Genomic DNA, 14,114 nt, shown 5'->3' with positions numbered 1-14,114 from the left:
TATGTGACGAAGGTCACCGATCAGCTAGGGCTTGACGCCGAGCTTCCACAAAGAGGTGACTTCTTGGCTCCTGGCATCAAAGAATGGATCGGAGCGGTCCATAGACCGCGGGTGCCGAGCCGGCGTATCCACCTTGTCCAGCACCTCAAGGCCCCCGGCCGCAATCCATCCCGCCAGTTCCTCACGGGAGCGCAGACCCAGATGTTCGGCCAGATCCGAGATGATGAGCCACCCCTCTCCCCCGGGTTCCAGGTGCTTGGCCAGGCCGCTCAGGAATGCTTTGAGCATGCGGCTCTTGGGATCATAGACGGCATTGTCCAAGAGGGTGTTGACGGTGCCGGGCAGCCACGGCGGATTACACACCACCAGAGGTGCCTTGCCCTCCGGGAACATATTGACCTGAACGGCCTCAACCGTGTCCGCCAGCCCCAGATTGGACAAGTTCTCCTTTGCACAGGCAATGGCAGCCGGTTCGCTGTCCGTTGCCACGATGTGCTTGATGCCGCGCTTGGCCAGGATGGCTGCCAGCACGCCCGTGCCGGTACCAATATCAAAGGCCAGTTCCTTGGATGGCAGTTCCAAGCCCTCCATGAGCCCAAGATATTCGCTGCGGACAGGGGCAAAGGTGCCATAGTGCGGGTAGATCACGGCATCGAGTTCCTGGACAAACAGGCCGTTACGCCGCCATTCCAACGCACCAACGGCGCCGAGGATGTCCTGCAGCGGAGCCACGGCCGGCTCCTCAACGGGGCCTGCGGCCAGCAGCCAGGCCTCCGACACGTCCGGAGCTCGGCGCAAAGGAACGGACGGGCCAGGAGCCAGCGGCACCAACACCCGTCCCAACATTTTGGCCCTTTGCGTCCGGCCCTGGCGGTAGCGGTAGAAGGACTGGGCGACGGATTCGCCGTCGAGCCTTGAAAAGACGGGGAGGCGGCGAGCCATGGCCGAGAGCAGTTGGCGGGCATTGTGGTAATCGCCCTGCCACAACAAGGCCGTGCCCTGAGCGGCGAGCCGGTAAGCCTCATCGGCGGTGAGCGAATCATCTACAGCCACCACCTTTTTGGGCATGGCGGCACCGCTTGCGCTGCTCCACAGGGCAGTGTGTTCAGTGGGTTCAGTATCTTGGGCTTGGGCTTGGGCTTGGGCATCGCGGGGCATCCAGCGGAGGATGTTCTGCTGCTGCAATGGCTCAGTGCTCATGGGGGAAAGGCTCCTAGAATGTCGCCTGCGCCAAGCATGATGATGATTTCCGCTGCAGGACAAGACCAGCTGCCAGTTTATCCCCTGCAGGAAGGCAGCCGGAGCGCTGATCTACCTTCAGGAACTGCCTGCTTCTTGTCTGCGCCTATGTGGCCGGCACGGGGTGGGGCTCACTGATTTCCACGTACGTTTCATTCTGATCTGCGGATTCATCGAAGGCGAGAATGGTGACGGCGGGGCTCTCGCCCACAGGCAGCGCCCGGGCGCGCAGAGTCCCGGACTGGGCCGCGCCAAGAATGTCCAGCAGCTGCGCGAAAACATCGGCGGCAATGGTGTCAGGCAGGGACGTTTTTCTGTCATCCAAAAGGTCCACCTTGACACCGCGTTTCCTGGCGGCCCGGGTGGCTTGTTGAATTTCCGGGGTCACCAAGGCGCGGCCGCGGATCTGATCCCGCAACTCTGCCTCCAACAGGGCCAGGTCCAAGCGGTCCGATGCCGACAGTCCTTGGCCCGCGTCTTGCCCCGCAATGGCTTCCAGCGCCGGACGGGTGGCCTGTTCCAGCTCCAACAACCACTGCTTGCGGTACAAACCGTGGGCATGTTCCTTGGCCAGCTTGGTGGCCGCCAGCTGGCTCTGGGCTGAATACACAGCAATATTGTTCTTACTGCGGCCCAAAACGGACCGGACGGCCGTGGCGATGACCATCCACATAATGGGGGTCAACACTAGTGCCAATGCATCAGTGACCGAAAGCCCCAGCGCAAGCGATGCACTCAAGTCCGCGACGGCAAACAAACCCATCCCCAACCATGCGAGCCGCATCCTGTCTCTGAAGGTCAACGCCACAAGGAGCATTTGAATGGCCCCATTTTGCCACGAGGCATACCCCGGGTGAATACCTGCGGGCAGCACACTGTTCACCAATAGGTCCATGAGCAGCACGCCCGCCACCACAGACCAGGCAGCCCACAGCGGCATGGCATTCTTCCCTGAATCCCAACACAAAAGCACCACCAAAGCCAAACAAATCAGCATGGCGAGGAAGTACTGCCACAGCGAGGTAGGCACATCACTGTTGGCCAATCCCATAATCACGTGGGCGATGGGCATGAAGGTGGCAAACACCAGCACCAGCCATCTAGTTCGACGCTGTTCCATGGATTCCTCCGTCCCATTCCAATAGCACCAAGGTGCCTGCGGTTGAACTGGAAATCACTGTGGCACTACCTTGCACGTCCTGCATGCGTTCCACGATGGAGACCCTGATGCCCATCCGTTCCAGCGGGATGGTCTCCAGATCAAATCCGGGTCCATTGTCCGAGATGGTAACCCGTACTGAATCTGCCACCTCCTGCCCTGTCTGGCCCTCATGGGGGAAGGAAACGTTAACGGCGGTCTGGGCACAGTTAGCATGCTCAAGGCTGTTGCGAACTGCCTCTGTGGTGGCCTGGACTATGGCTCTGCCCACCAACAGCGGAATCCGCTGCCGCCCAGGGGTACCGGGTGCCGGGACATCCACAGTGATTCCATACATCGACACCGCCGCCCCCAACCTGCCCAACCACTCGCCAACGGCGACCTGCTCACCCTGGGAGGGACCGGCGTCGTTCCTCACATCATCCAACTGAGCGAGTGCGGCAGTGGCTGCCCGGCGAGAGGCTTCCACAACGTCCTGATTGACAGCTTGCGAGGCCACAATCAAGGTGCTCAGCACAATGTCATGGGTCAGAGCATCCAACCGCATCCGTTCCACAGTGATGGCCTGTGACTTGGCGGCGTCAGAGAATTTCTCCACGGCAGTGACGGCAGCGCACTCCGATTCCTGGACGGCTTGGCGAAGGGCCCAAATGGGGGCGATGATGGCGGCCGTCATGGCGAATGTCAGCAAGGCGTCCTGCCAGGAGTCCTGCCATTCGCGGGCAGAACCCGCCGGCAAACCCGGAATGACCAGAACCAAAATGGTGAAGAGCGCACCGTACACGCTGGCCATGGAGGTGTTCCTGGCCACGGCTGCCAAACCTACCCCGGCGCCGGCTATCCCCCAAGACCACGGCCTCGCGTCCGCGTGCAAAGAGTTTCCAATCAGACCCAGGTGCCACAGCAAGAAACCCAAGAGAATGAGCCATGCTGCCGAGCCGGCAAAAAAGCGCCGTATCACCGCATGTTTAACGGGCAGCATGGCGGCAATAATGAGCACCGGGACCATGACTACAAAGGTGATGTAGCCAGGGCGGGGCTGCCCGCCCGTATTCTGCAACAGGTCAGGCAACGCCAACGCCACCAATAGCAGCGAAAACACGCCAATGGACCGAGCCAGCACCACTTCCGTCATTTCCACGGTGTTGGGCAGCAGACTGGTGTCTTGCAGCTGGGCTCTCACAACAATTCTCCCTGAGGTGAAGACACTGCGGCCCTTCCTAGCGGGTCTGTTCTAAATGCATATCAGGGGCAAGGATGCCATCTTCCAGCGCCCGGTGGTAGAGCTCCAATTTGGTGGGGGCATAGCGTCCAGCGGCCGCATATTTTTCCCGAATGCGCTTGATGTTAGTGCCAACAGTATTCGCAGAAACATTCATGCGCCGGGCAATTTGAACGCCGGTAAATCCTGTTGCATAAAGTTTGAGAGTTTCCCGTTCCCGGCCACTGAGTTCAGCCGCCACAAAACCTGAATCAGAGGAAATGGCAATGGCGAGTTCTTGACTGTCAATGGTTTCCCCGGCAGCAACCAAACGGACCATTGCCAAGGCCTGTCTGATGTCATCACCCTTGCGAGCGATCCCGGACGCACCTGCTGCCAGGGCAGATCTGATGGCATCGGTATTATCTGCCACGCTGAACACCAGAACTGGATAGCCGGCAGCTATCAGGGCACGGACGTTGTCCCCTGGTTCTGAACCGTCTGCTAAAGACAAATCCAGGACCACTACATCGAAGATATTGGCGCGGGACTGCAAGAGCTTGGGTACGGATTCAGCAGCTGCAATGACCTTGATAGGGGTCTGCGCATGCTTAGCATCCATGGCCGCTGCCGCTGAAAAACCAATCCGCACCACTTCATTGTCATCGACAACGCCAACCCGAATTGCGAGACCGCTCATTTCTACCCTGCTCCCCATTAAGTACAGCTACTAGCCAAAAGTACAGCTACTAAGGAAAGCATAAGGCTGGGGTACGACTTTGTACTGATGCGCCCACTACCTGTCCGCTAAATTACGCCATTCGGTTTTGAAAAACCGTCATCGAGCAGCACCTAAGCTTGTTGCATTTTGTCATCTATAAGAGACAAATGACACCAATTCCTAAGTGGTGCAGAGGCATTTGTCCCCCACATGAGGGACACCAAATGGTTCCACCGCTAGGGCGGTGCCAATAACAAATGCTCCCCCACCTTGCTGGACGGGGGAGCATTGGATGAAAAACCACCATCGCTGATAGAGCGTTGAGTGAAAAGCAACCATCGCTGAGGGAGCGTTGGGGAAAAAGCCCCAATCGCTGAGGGAGCGTTGGCGGGGTGGGCTAGCGCAGGCCTACTTTGCGGTTCAGCGCCAGCTGCAACAGTTCGTCAATCAGTTCCGGGTACGCCAAGCCAGTGGCTTGCCACATCTGCGGGTACATGGAGCTCGGGGTGAAGCCAGGCATGGTGTTGATCTCGTTGATGATCAGCTCCCCTGCCTCGGTGTAGAAGAAGTCCACGCGGGAGAGGCCTTCGGCACCGACGGCGTCAAACGCCAGCGCTGCCAGCTCGCGTACCCGTTCAAGGTCAGCGTCAGGCATATCCGCCGGGCAGCTGAGGTTCACGGCACTGCCCTGAACATATTTAGCCTCAAAGTCATAGAACGCATGATCATTATCAGCCATGGCAATCTCACCGGGCAGAGAGACGCGGGGCGCTGCACTCCCCTGGCCTTCGAGCACGGCAACCTCAATCTCGCGGCCTACAATGCCTGCCTCGATGACCAGCTTCAGGTCATGTTCGCGGGCCTGCGCAATGGCAGCATCCAGCTCAGCCAGCGAATCCACCTTGGAGATGCCCATGGAGGATCCAGCGCGGGCCGGCTTCACAAAGACGGGGAAGCCCAGTGCGGCAACGCGTGCGCGCACCTTCTCCGGGTCAACGCTCCATTCGCGATCGGTCACGGCGATGTACGGTCCAACACTCAGCCCGGCCGCTTCAAAAACCACCTTCATGAAGTGCTTGTCCATGCCAATGGCCGAGGCCAGCACGCCGGCACCAACGTAGCGGGTATCGCTGAGTTCCAGCATGCCCTGCAAGGTTCCGTCTTCGCCCCACGGGCCGTGCAACAACGGGAACACCACGTCAATGGCGCCCAGTTCCTGCGGAATCGCACCCGCTTCGGAGAGCACCAGCTGGTGTCCCCCGCCCAAGTGAGCCAGCGAGAGCGTCTTATCCCCCGCCAAAACCTCCGGCAGGGCACCCGCGGTGAGGGACCAGCCGGCGATGTCCTCATCAGCCAAAACCCACTGGCCGCATTTTGCGATACCGATGGGAACGACGTCGTACTTGGTCCTGTCAATGGCACCCAGCACACCGGCGGCGGTCACACAGCTGACGGCATGCTCGCTGGAGCGCCCGCCAAAGAGGATGGCCACACGGATGGGCGCAGTAGTAGCGGGGGAATCGGTAGTCACGCGTTATTCGCCTTCGGATTTCAATTGGCGGGCCAGCAGCAGCGGCCCCAGTTCATCGACTGTCAGTTTACCTTCAAGGACGCCCACAACCGCGTTGGTGATGGGCATATCGACACCCATTTTGGCGGCGAGGTCAGAGACTGCACGCCCAGATTTAATGCCCTCGGCTGTCTGCGTCATGCGGTTATTGACCTCGTCCAGGGTGAGGCCTTCGCCCAGCATGCGCCCGGCGGTGTGGTTGCGGCTCAGCGATGACGAGCAGGTGGCCACGAGGTCGCCCAGGCCAGCGAGCCCGGCCATGGTCTCGGCCTTGCCGCCCAGCGCTAGCGCCAACCGTGTGGTCTCAGCGAGTCCGCGCGTGATGACGGAGGCCTTGGTGTTATCTCCTACCTTTTGGCCCTCGCACATACCCACGCATAGCGCGATCACGTTCTTCACGATGCCGCCAATTTCAACGCCCACCACGTCATCGACAGTGTAGGGGCGGAAATACCGCGGCTTGCAGACGTTGGCCACCCATTTGGCGGTGTCCTCATCTGCACAGGCCACGACCGATGCCGTGGGCTCCTGGCGCGCAATTTCCATGGCCAGGTTGGGGCCGGAGACCACCACTACTCGGTCATTACCGATTCCCAGCTCCTGCTCAATGACCTGAGACATGCGCTGGTCCGTGCCCAGCTCCAGCCCCTTCATCAAACTAACCACGACGGCATCCCGGGCGATGTGCCCGGCCAAGCCGCGCAACTGCTCACGCAAGGTTTGGGCGGGGACGGCCAGCACCACGAGCTCGGCATCTTTGAGGACCTCTTGGACGTCCGTTGAGGCGGAGATATTAGTGGGAAGGTCAGTGGTGGAGAGGTAGCGAGGATTGCGGTGGAGCTGGTTGATCTGATCAACCACTTCCTGACGGCGGCCCCACAGGACGATCTTGCGGTCGGTGCCTGCTGCAGCGTCGCCAAGGATCTTAGCGAACGTGGTCCCCCAGCTACCGGCGCCCAAAACCGCTATCTTGGCCGGCGCAATGCCATCCACAATACTCACTGAAGATCCCCTGTTTCTGTTGTGCCGGCCTCGTGCGTGTTGCTCACGTCAGGCGTGCTGCTCGCGTCAGGGCCACCGTGACCGGCAGATCCGCGCTCTACGAAACGGCCGTGACTGGACTGCTGGTGAGCGGCTGGATCCCAGCGCACGGCGGGGGCTTTCGCCCCACGCAGCTCCTCGAGCATCACGGTGATGGCCGCCATGATGACCTCTGTCATGGCCTCAAGAGTGGCTTTGTCGGCGGCGTGGCCGTCAAATTCACTGAGGTCAATAGGGTCGCCAACTACTACCTTGACGCGCTTCCGCGGGAAGATTTTGAAGCCCTTGGCGTACCGCGGAAACACCTCTTGAGCACCCCAATGAACCACCGGGATGACCTTGGCGCCGGTGCCCAAGGCGAGCCGGGCAGCGCCGGTGCGCCCCTTCATGGGCCACAACTCGGGATCGCGGGTGAGCGTTCCTTCGGGGTAGATTACTACCGCGCCACCGCCGTCGAGCACGGTCTGCGCGGCAACCAGGGACTTGCCAGCACCGGCACCGCTGCGCTCCACGGGAATTTGGTTGGCGCCACGCAGGACAGCACCGAGCACGGGCGTCTTGAACAACCCATCCTTGGCCAAGAAGTACGGCATGATGTTTTGGTTGTACAGCAGGTGACCCACAACAATCGGGTCAATTTCCGTGCAGTGGTTCGGGACCACAATGAAGCCCTCATCCCGGGGCAACTTCTCCAAGCCATGCCATTCCTTGCCAACAACCACGTTCATGAGAGTCCGGGCAACCCCCGCGAGCAGCGCGAAGAACATCCGGGTGCCCATGCTCATGCCTGCGGGTTTGAAGGGGCGCTTGCGGGGTGCCTTGCCAGGCTCATCAGCGGTCATGGTCTCTAGCCTACGAACTTCGTGGAATCGTGCACGTCGAAGTCGGCGCCGAGTCCCTGCAACTTGGCGGTAAAGCGCTCGTATCCGCGGCTGATGACGTCAATGCCTGTCACGGTGGAGGTGCCCTCTGCCGCGAGGGCAGCGATCATGTGGCTGAAGCCGCCGCGCAGATCGGGGACGTTGATGTTGGCGCCCTTCAGCGGAGTGGACCCTGAAATGACAGCAGAGTGAATGAAGTTGCGCTGCCCAAAACGGCAGGGGATGCTGCCCAAGCACTCGCGGTGGAGCTGAATGTTAGCGCCCATCCGAGTCAGCGCATTGGTGAAACCGAAGCGGTTTTCATACACGGTTTCGTGGACAATTGAGACGCCCTCGGCCTGCGTCAGTGCCACTACGAGAGGCTGCTGCCAGTCAGTCATGAACCCGGGGTGAACGTCTGTCTCCAGAACCAGCGGCTTCAGGGCTCCACCTTTGTGGAAGAAGCGGATGCCGTCGTCCTGAATGTCCATGCCACCGCCAATTTTGCGGAAGGTGTTCACGAACGTCATCATGTCACGCTGGCTGGCGCCTTCAACGTAAATGTCACCACCGGTGACCAGTGCCGCCGAGGCCCAGGAGGCTGATTCGTTGCGGTCCGGCAGTGCTGTGTGATCGTAGCCGGTGAGTTCTGTGACGCCCTCAATCCGGATGGTTCGGTCCGTCTGGACGGAGATGATGGCACCCATTTTTTGCAGGATGGCGATCAAGTCAATGATTTCCGGCTCAGTGGCGGCACCGGAGAGTTCGGTGATGCCTTCGGCCCGGGTTGCGGACAGCAGTACCTGTTCCGTAGCACCCACGCTGGGATACGGGAGGGAAATCTTGGTGCCCTTGAGGCCGTTGGGCGCGGTGATGGAGATGCCGCCGCCTGTCTTCTCAACGACGGCGCCAAACTTGCGCAGGACGTCAAGGTGGTAATCGATGGGACGGTCACCGATCTTACAACCGCCCAGATCCGGAATGAAGGCGTGTCCGATCGAGTGGATCAGGGGTCCGCACAACAGGATCGGGATACGGGAATCTCCGGCATGGGTGTTGATTTCGGCACTGGATGCCTTCTTGGCATTGGCCGGATCCATGGTCAGGTCTCCGGTGAGCGAATCCTTCTCCACCGTGATTCCGTGAAGCTGCAGCAAAGAGGTGACAACTTCAACGTCCTTGATTTCAGGCACATTGCGCAGCGTTGACGGGGAATTTCCCAGCAATGCAGCCACCATGGCCTTGGGGACCAAGTTCTTGGCTCCACGTACCTGGACACGTCCCTTGAGCGGAACACCGCCTCGGACCGTCAGAATTCTGCTCATTGTCACCTATACCTCTATCCGGGCAACCGCAATGCACGGAGGCCTCAGCCAAGCATAGTTTCTCCCTGTACGTATCCGTAAACGCGGGCGGGTTTGGGCAGCCTGAGTGTGGACGCAGAAATGGTCACCCGCCAGTGACAATTTCACTAGCTGATGACCATTGCTGTGTGCGTGCTGAGCGGGGTGGAGGTTAGACCTTCACCGGCAGCGTCAAGGGCTTGTAGGCCGGGCGCGTGGCCTCGAAAGCACTAGTGGCCGGCTCGTCACGCAGCGTCAGGCCAATGTCATCCAGGCCTTCGAGCAGGCGCCAACGCGTGTAGTCGTCAATCTGGAACGGCGCCACAACGGTGCCAGCGGTGACCATCTTGGACACGAGGTCAACGGTCACCTCGGTGCCCGGAGCATTTTCTAAGACCTTCCAGATCAACTCAATGTCATCCTGGGCAACCTCAGCGGCCACCAGACCCTGCTTGCCCGAGTTGCCGCGGAACGACCCTTGGCGGCCATGTCCCAGTCATCCCGGTTGTCTGTGAACAACCGGCCTTCGTCCAGTGCCGTTCGGTGGACGACGAGCGCCTCGAGCGCGTGGGCGTAATGCCGGATGGTCGACAGCTTGGGAACATTTCCCGGGCCCCACCATGCCCGCTGGCCAAAAATCGCCAATTTTCAAGGCTCGATGGGAATTCCACCTTCAACGGGCACTACTCGCGGATTCGGGTCAGAGGTTGGTGACCCGGAGGCCGGGCAGGTCAAGCACGGCCTCGGATCCGACAAGTTCACCGGCGGTGATGACGCCGGGGGTTGTGGGGCCCCTGAGCTGCAGTGCTGCGAGCATGGCTATCCGTGTGGCCAGTTCACCGCCACTGTCCCCGTGGATGTAGCCGGTTGCCGTGTCACCCTGCGGGTTGGCGGCCTGAATCCATACCTGTATGTCGTCTGGGCCTGACTGGCCGGCATAGCTTCCGGCGCGGGGTGCCAGCAACCGGCCGGGCATGCCCGTGCGGATTATTTGGCGGACGATGGGAAGTGCAAGGCGGGCCAACATGGGGTTCATCGTCGTCGTGGCATAGGTCCTCACGTGCGGAATGCCCGTGGCCCGTGCGGTTGCAAAGGCGTCACCCAGTCCCACAGGCACGCCAGTGCGCCGGCCGGCTGGTAGGTCGAAAGAGACGATCTTGTTGCTCTGCAGCCGCCATTGGCCGTCCGTGATGCCCGCGCCGGGTTGGGCCAGGATTTCACGTGTGGTCATGGCTGTCCCCAGGCTCTTTGCCCCGGTCGCTGAGGTGCGAACGATTGTCAAAGTGTCCGGCCCATGGATTCCTTCAAGCACGCGAACGGCAAGGGCCTGTGTGACCGCCGTCCCGAATCCTGCCCCCGGGACAAGCACTATCCCGGCATGCTGCGCGTCGGCGTCCAGGGACCAGGCGCCCAGGAAGGTTCCAGGTTCGTTTGACAGGTCTAGGTAGTGGCATCCGTTTCGGAGACAGGCTCGTATGAGCTCGGCGGCCGTTCGAACGAAGGGGCCAGCCGTGTTAATGACGATCTGAACGCCCTCAAGGAGGGAGTCAAGCCCGTCCGGGCTCTCCAAGGATGAGGCGCGCCAGTTGAGGTGGAGTCGCTTTGCCGCGGTCGCGAGCTTTGGTGACGGGCGCCCAGCAAGGATCGTCTCGAATCCGGACTCGCTGGCAAGGGACGCGATGCGCGTCCCCATGGACCCGCATCCATAGACCAAAAGGATGGAAATGCCCTTCTGTGTTGCGCGCCGCTGTCTGGCCCGCTGACCGTTACACTCTGTAACACTATGCTCCCATCAATTGGACGTCCACGAAACGCCGAGTTGGATGCCGCCCTACACCGGGCAGCCGAGGAACTCATTCTTGAGCGCGGCTTCAGCGCGCTTTCCGTCGAGGCAGTCGCCACGCGAGCCGGGACAACCCGTCCCGCGTTCTACCGGCGCTTTGACGGCATTCCCCGCCTTGTCCTTGCCTTGCTCCTGGACCGATTCGCCGTTGATCTTGATCACGGCGTCGATTCCGGTAACCTTCCGGAGGACCTTAAATGGGTCCAGCGCGACCAGATCGAGCTTTTCTCGAACCCGCTGGTCGCAAGCTGTCTGGCAGGGTTCCTGGACTCCCTTCACACCGACGCTGACCTGCGCAAGGTGTTTGTAGATGAGTTTCTGGCCCCCCGCCGGTACGGGGCGGGCATGATCATCACCCGGGCCGCAGCCCGGGGGGAGATCCCACCCAATCCAGACCTGGAGTGGGCCATGGACCTCCTTACAGGCCCACTGTTGCTGCGGGTCCTGATGCCGGGCCTGCAGGGATTGGACGAGGCACTTATTTCCCAAACGGTGGCCAGCACGTTGTTGGCGTTGGGCTACCGATTTCCCTAAGGAGAAATGGTTTCCATGTGGCACCCAGTTGACAGCACACTCGTCCATAAAAAGTCAGCAAGCCAAGTCCTGCTGGTTGCCGCAGAAGATCTTGGGGCAGGTTCCCTGGGGATCGACGTGGCACTCTCCCCCGACCACCCCCTGGCAGGCCGACTGCCCCTTGACGCAACGCTTCTTGGCGTGGAGATGATGCGTCAATGCGCCATCGCGTTCGCACACCGGGGCGGCGGCGTTCCCCTGGGCTGGGCATTCTTGATGAACGAACTCACCTTCAACTGGCATGGGGGCAAGCTGCCCGAATCCCCGGGTCAGTTCACCGGACGGGTCCATGTGCGCCTGTGCGCTTCGAGGATGCGCAAGGGCCAGATCAGCGACCTGCAGCTGGAAGCCGACTACGTCTCCGGAAACGTAATCCTGGGAAGTGGGCACGGGGACTTGTCCGTCCTGCCACCCCAGACCTTCCGGGCCATCCGGCGCAATGCGCCGGCAATGACTGGAGAAGACACCGGCGCACTGGGGGTGGTGCTGGCAGGTGTCAACCAGATGCCGGGGGTATTGAATGCCCAGCTGGTATGGAATTTCAGGGACCGCTTTATTTTCGACCATGTCAGCGACCACCTCTCCGGAATGCTGTTCGCCCGCGCGGCGCTGCAATCTCACCTGCTGGTCTCCGGATCTCAGGCCCTGGAGTTCAGCCTGAGGTGCGAAAACTTCGCCGAATATGACGATGCCGTGCACATTTCCTCATCCTCCGACGGGTCTGGGGCGACCCTGACCACCATCACCCAGTCCGGTCGAAACATCGCCTTTGGGCGCTGCATCGGTCCGCGGATCATGGGCACAGCTGGGCCCGAAGCCGGCCGGTTCCATCGCCAGCTCACTCCGGCGCCCTAGCAGCCCGAGAAAGACTGTCCTAACCTATTGCCTAACGAGCTCTCCTGTTCTTACACTTTGGTTACACGCTGTTACGTAATGCATGTAAAGGATAAGTCACCAACCCAAAGAGGAGCGAGTGATGGCAAGCACGAAAGAAGTAGAGCTGCATTTGCAACAGAGCTTGGACGTCTCGAACTTTGAGACGCTCGCTGCAAACGCAAGCCAGCCGATAGCGAACGAAGCGGAACTTAAGTCCGCAGCTGATCAGGCCGTCCACACACAGATCGAGCAGATCAGGCAATATGCCACACTCGTTCCCGACGGCGAGTTGGTGCAGGCCAACAGCAATCTCCTGGCTCCAACCGCAGCCGCGACCACAGAAACTTGGTCCGCTGGCCCGGGCAACTTCAGTGTCAGTTCCGCCTACGGGTGGGCGATCGGCGGCGGGGTTCCTTTTCTCGGCCAAGCGCCTTTGTCCTTCTTGTTTGGCGGCACAGGAACGAGTTGGAAGGCGTGGGCAACCGGCACCTGTGTGACGTTTGGGTCATTTGTGGTGGACCCAAACAAGATCTGCCTGTCCAAGGACTTTCACGACGAGGAAAGCCCCATCGGCATAGTCAGAAAGGGCTTTTGCAACTTCACTTCCAGCGGCGGTGGAGCAGGAATCTCTGAAGTGAACATCAGCTTCTACTCGACCGGCGGAACTTACTGGGGCACGTTGTCGGGGACGGGCGCCTTGGTCGGATACTTCAGCGTTGAAGGCCAGCTTGAATTGGTCTGGCAGGGCTGGAGGTAAGCCTCAAATTTCGCAGTTCGTCCATGGCCCGCTCATCACAGATGAGCGGGCCATGCTCTGTGTACGGCGCCACCGACTTTGTCGCAGACGGTGCGTCCCACCTCCAGGGCAGTCCATCCAAGCATTGGACAGGTACGTTCCAATTCTGGGAACACCCTCCCTGCCGGTGTCGCACAGGTCAAGAGCACCCAAGCGGGCAATTTTCCAGCCGGCCCGCGGCGCCTGAGTCTTGGTGAACTCCCGGGGCCCTCGACCATCTGCTTCCAGGGCAGCCCGGAGACCCTCTCACTCCCCATCGTGATGGTTCCGCCTAGGCAGGTCAGTTGCGTGGCGGCGCTCAGCTTCGGTGCCGGAGCGCAGGAGCTTAGCCCGAACACAGACAGCGCGGCAGTCCCCTGCACGGCAACGTGCATGAATTGCCTCCGGGACAGTGGCCCACGAATTTGCTCGGAAGCGTACAACGGGTACTGCGGCGTCGGAGCTGAGTCAGGAGATGGACCTGGCGGAAGGCGGGGCACCGCTTCAGCCGGGCCAGCAGCGCAAGGCGGGGGCCCGGCGTCGTGCTTCAGGGAAGCCAAAAGCCGGCCCTCCCCTGCTCTGGGACGGACCGACTTTCGCTACGAGGCTTGGGTTAGACCTTCACCGGCAGCGTCAAGGGCTTGTAGGCCGGGCGCGTGGCCTCGAAAGCAGTAATGGCCGGCTCGTCACGCAGCGTCAGGCCAATGTCATCCAGGCCTTCGAGCAGGCGCCAACGCGTGTAGTCGTCAATCTGGAACGGCGCCACAACGGTGCCAGCGGTGACCATCTTGGACACGAGGTCAACGGTCACCTCGGTGCCCGGAGCATTTTCTAAGACCTTCCAGATCAACTCAATGTCATCCTGGGCAACCTCAGCGGCCACCAGACCCTGCTTGCCCGAGTTGCCGCGGAA

Annotated in this window: 12 protein-coding genes and 2 pseudogenes; 3 read left to right on the top strand and 11 right to left on the bottom strand. The window is 60.8% G+C overall.

From position 1 onward, the window contains the following. Positions 1-24: 24 nt before the first annotated feature. The 10 genes and pseudogenes from CXQ93_RS06055 to CXQ93_RS06010 form a co-directional block, all read right to left on the bottom strand. Complete coding sequence (locus CXQ93_RS06055) at positions 25-1,200, bottom strand: class I SAM-dependent methyltransferase (protein ID WP_258068631.1); 1,176 nt, start codon at positions 1,198-1,200, stop codon at positions 25-27. Positions 1,201-1,345: 145 nt separating this feature from the next. Beyond that, complete coding sequence (locus tag CXQ93_RS06050; protein ID WP_146073173.1) at positions 1,346-2,359, bottom strand: hypothetical protein; 1,014 nt, start codon at positions 2,357-2,359, stop codon at positions 1,346-1,348. Beyond that, on the bottom strand, positions 2,340-3,581 hold the full coding sequence (locus CXQ93_RS06045; protein ID WP_104109539.1) for a sensor histidine kinase: 1,242 nt from the start codon (positions 3,579-3,581) through the stop codon (positions 2,340-2,342). The genes CXQ93_RS06050 and CXQ93_RS06045 overlap by 20 nt, the downstream gene beginning before the upstream one ends. A gap of 37 nt (positions 3,582-3,618) precedes the next feature. After that, a complete protein-coding gene (locus tag CXQ93_RS06040) occupies positions 3,619-4,299 on the bottom strand; it encodes a response regulator transcription factor (RefSeq protein ID WP_104109538.1) in 681 nt (226 codons plus the stop codon). Between the two features lie 418 nt (positions 4,300-4,717). Further along, positions 4,718-5,851 (bottom strand): D-alanine--D-alanine ligase family protein, encoded by a 1,134-nt coding sequence (locus CXQ93_RS06035; protein ID WP_258068630.1) that lies wholly within the window; start codon positions 5,849-5,851, stop codon positions 4,718-4,720. A 3-nt stretch (positions 5,852-5,854) separates the two neighbouring features. Beyond that, complete coding sequence (locus CXQ93_RS06030; protein ID WP_104109537.1) at positions 5,855-6,892, bottom strand: NAD(P)H-dependent glycerol-3-phosphate dehydrogenase; 1,038 nt, start codon at positions 6,890-6,892, stop codon at positions 5,855-5,857. After that, a complete protein-coding gene (locus CXQ93_RS06025) occupies positions 6,889-7,716 on the bottom strand; it encodes a 1-acyl-sn-glycerol-3-phosphate acyltransferase (protein ID WP_104109757.1) in 828 nt (275 codons plus the stop codon). Before CXQ93_RS06025 ends, CXQ93_RS06030 begins: the two co-directional genes overlap by 4 nt. Before the next feature lie 62 nt (positions 7,717-7,778). Further along, positions 7,779-9,116, bottom strand: a complete 1,338-nt coding sequence (gene murA, locus CXQ93_RS06020; RefSeq protein ID WP_062287443.1) for a UDP-N-acetylglucosamine 1-carboxyvinyltransferase — start codon at positions 9,114-9,116, stop codon at positions 7,779-7,781. Positions 9,117-9,306: 190 nt separating this feature from the next. After that, a pseudogene (locus tag CXQ93_RS06015) lies at positions 9,307-9,606 on the bottom strand (3-isopropylmalate dehydratase small subunit); the annotation flags it as partial. A 228-nt stretch (positions 9,607-9,834) separates the two neighbouring features. Next, the gene (locus tag CXQ93_RS06010) at positions 9,835-10,848 is read right to left on the bottom strand and encodes a saccharopine dehydrogenase NADP-binding domain-containing protein (RefSeq protein WP_258068629.1); all 1,014 of its coding nucleotides are present in this window, start codon (positions 10,846-10,848) and stop codon (positions 9,835-9,837) included. A 69-nt stretch (positions 10,849-10,917) separates the two neighbouring features. Between CXQ93_RS06010 and CXQ93_RS06005 the strand changes: the two genes are divergently transcribed. The 3 genes from CXQ93_RS06005 to CXQ93_RS05995 all read left to right on the top strand — a co-directional run bounded on the left by CXQ93_RS06005 (position 10,918) and on the right by CXQ93_RS05995 (position 13,183). After that, positions 10,918-11,511, top strand: coding sequence for a TetR/AcrR family transcriptional regulator (locus tag CXQ93_RS06005; RefSeq protein ID WP_104109535.1), 594 nt, complete (start codon positions 10,918-10,920; stop codon positions 11,509-11,511). 15 nt (positions 11,512-11,526) lie between these two features. Next, a complete protein-coding gene (locus CXQ93_RS06000; RefSeq protein ID WP_181036065.1) occupies positions 11,527-12,405 on the top strand; it encodes an AfsA-related hotdog domain-containing protein in 879 nt (292 codons plus the stop codon). A gap of 121 nt (positions 12,406-12,526) precedes the next feature. Beyond that, complete coding sequence (locus tag CXQ93_RS05995; RefSeq protein ID WP_104109533.1) at positions 12,527-13,183, top strand: hypothetical protein; 657 nt, start codon at positions 12,527-12,529, stop codon at positions 13,181-13,183. Positions 13,184-13,814: 631 nt separating this feature from the next. Here CXQ93_RS05995 and CXQ93_RS05990 read toward each other — a convergent pair. Continuing rightward, positions 13,815-14,114, bottom strand: a pseudogene (locus tag CXQ93_RS05990) (3-isopropylmalate dehydratase small subunit); the annotation flags it as partial.

The sequence above is a fragment of the Arthrobacter sp. N199823 genome (assembly GCF_002929705.1).
In the GTDB taxonomy this organism is placed as follows: Bacteria; Actinomycetota; Actinomycetes; order Actinomycetales; family Micrococcaceae; genus Specibacter.
This window is presented reverse-complemented; position numbering and strand designations above follow the sequence as displayed.

Coding starts and splice junctions, on each gene's coding strand:
- CXQ93_RS06055 (WP_258068631.1), bottom strand. CDS start 1,200: ATGAGCACTGAGCCATTGCAGCAGCAGAACATCCTCCGCTGGATGCCC.
- CXQ93_RS06050 (WP_146073173.1), bottom strand. CDS start 2,359: ATGGAACAGCGTCGAACTAGATGGCTGGTGCTGGTGTTTGCCACCTTC.
- CXQ93_RS06040 (WP_104109538.1), bottom strand. CDS start 4,299: ATGAGCGGTCTCGCAATTCGGGTTGGCGTTGTCGATGACAATGAAGTG.
- CXQ93_RS06025 (WP_104109757.1), bottom strand. CDS start 7,716: ATGAGCATGGGCACCCGGATGTTCTTCGCGCTGCTCGCGGGGGTTGCC.
- murA (WP_062287443.1), bottom strand. CDS start 9,116: ATGAGCAGAATTCTGACGGTCCGAGGCGGTGTTCCGCTCAAGGGACGT.
- CXQ93_RS06005 (WP_104109535.1), top strand. CDS start 10,918: ATGCTCCCATCAATTGGACGTCCACGAAACGCCGAGTTGGATGCCGCC.
- CXQ93_RS06000 (WP_181036065.1), top strand. CDS start 11,527: ATGTGGCACCCAGTTGACAGCACACTCGTCCATAAAAAGTCAGCAAGC.
- CXQ93_RS05995 (WP_104109533.1), top strand. CDS start 12,527: ATGGCAAGCACGAAAGAAGTAGAGCTGCATTTGCAACAGAGCTTGGAC.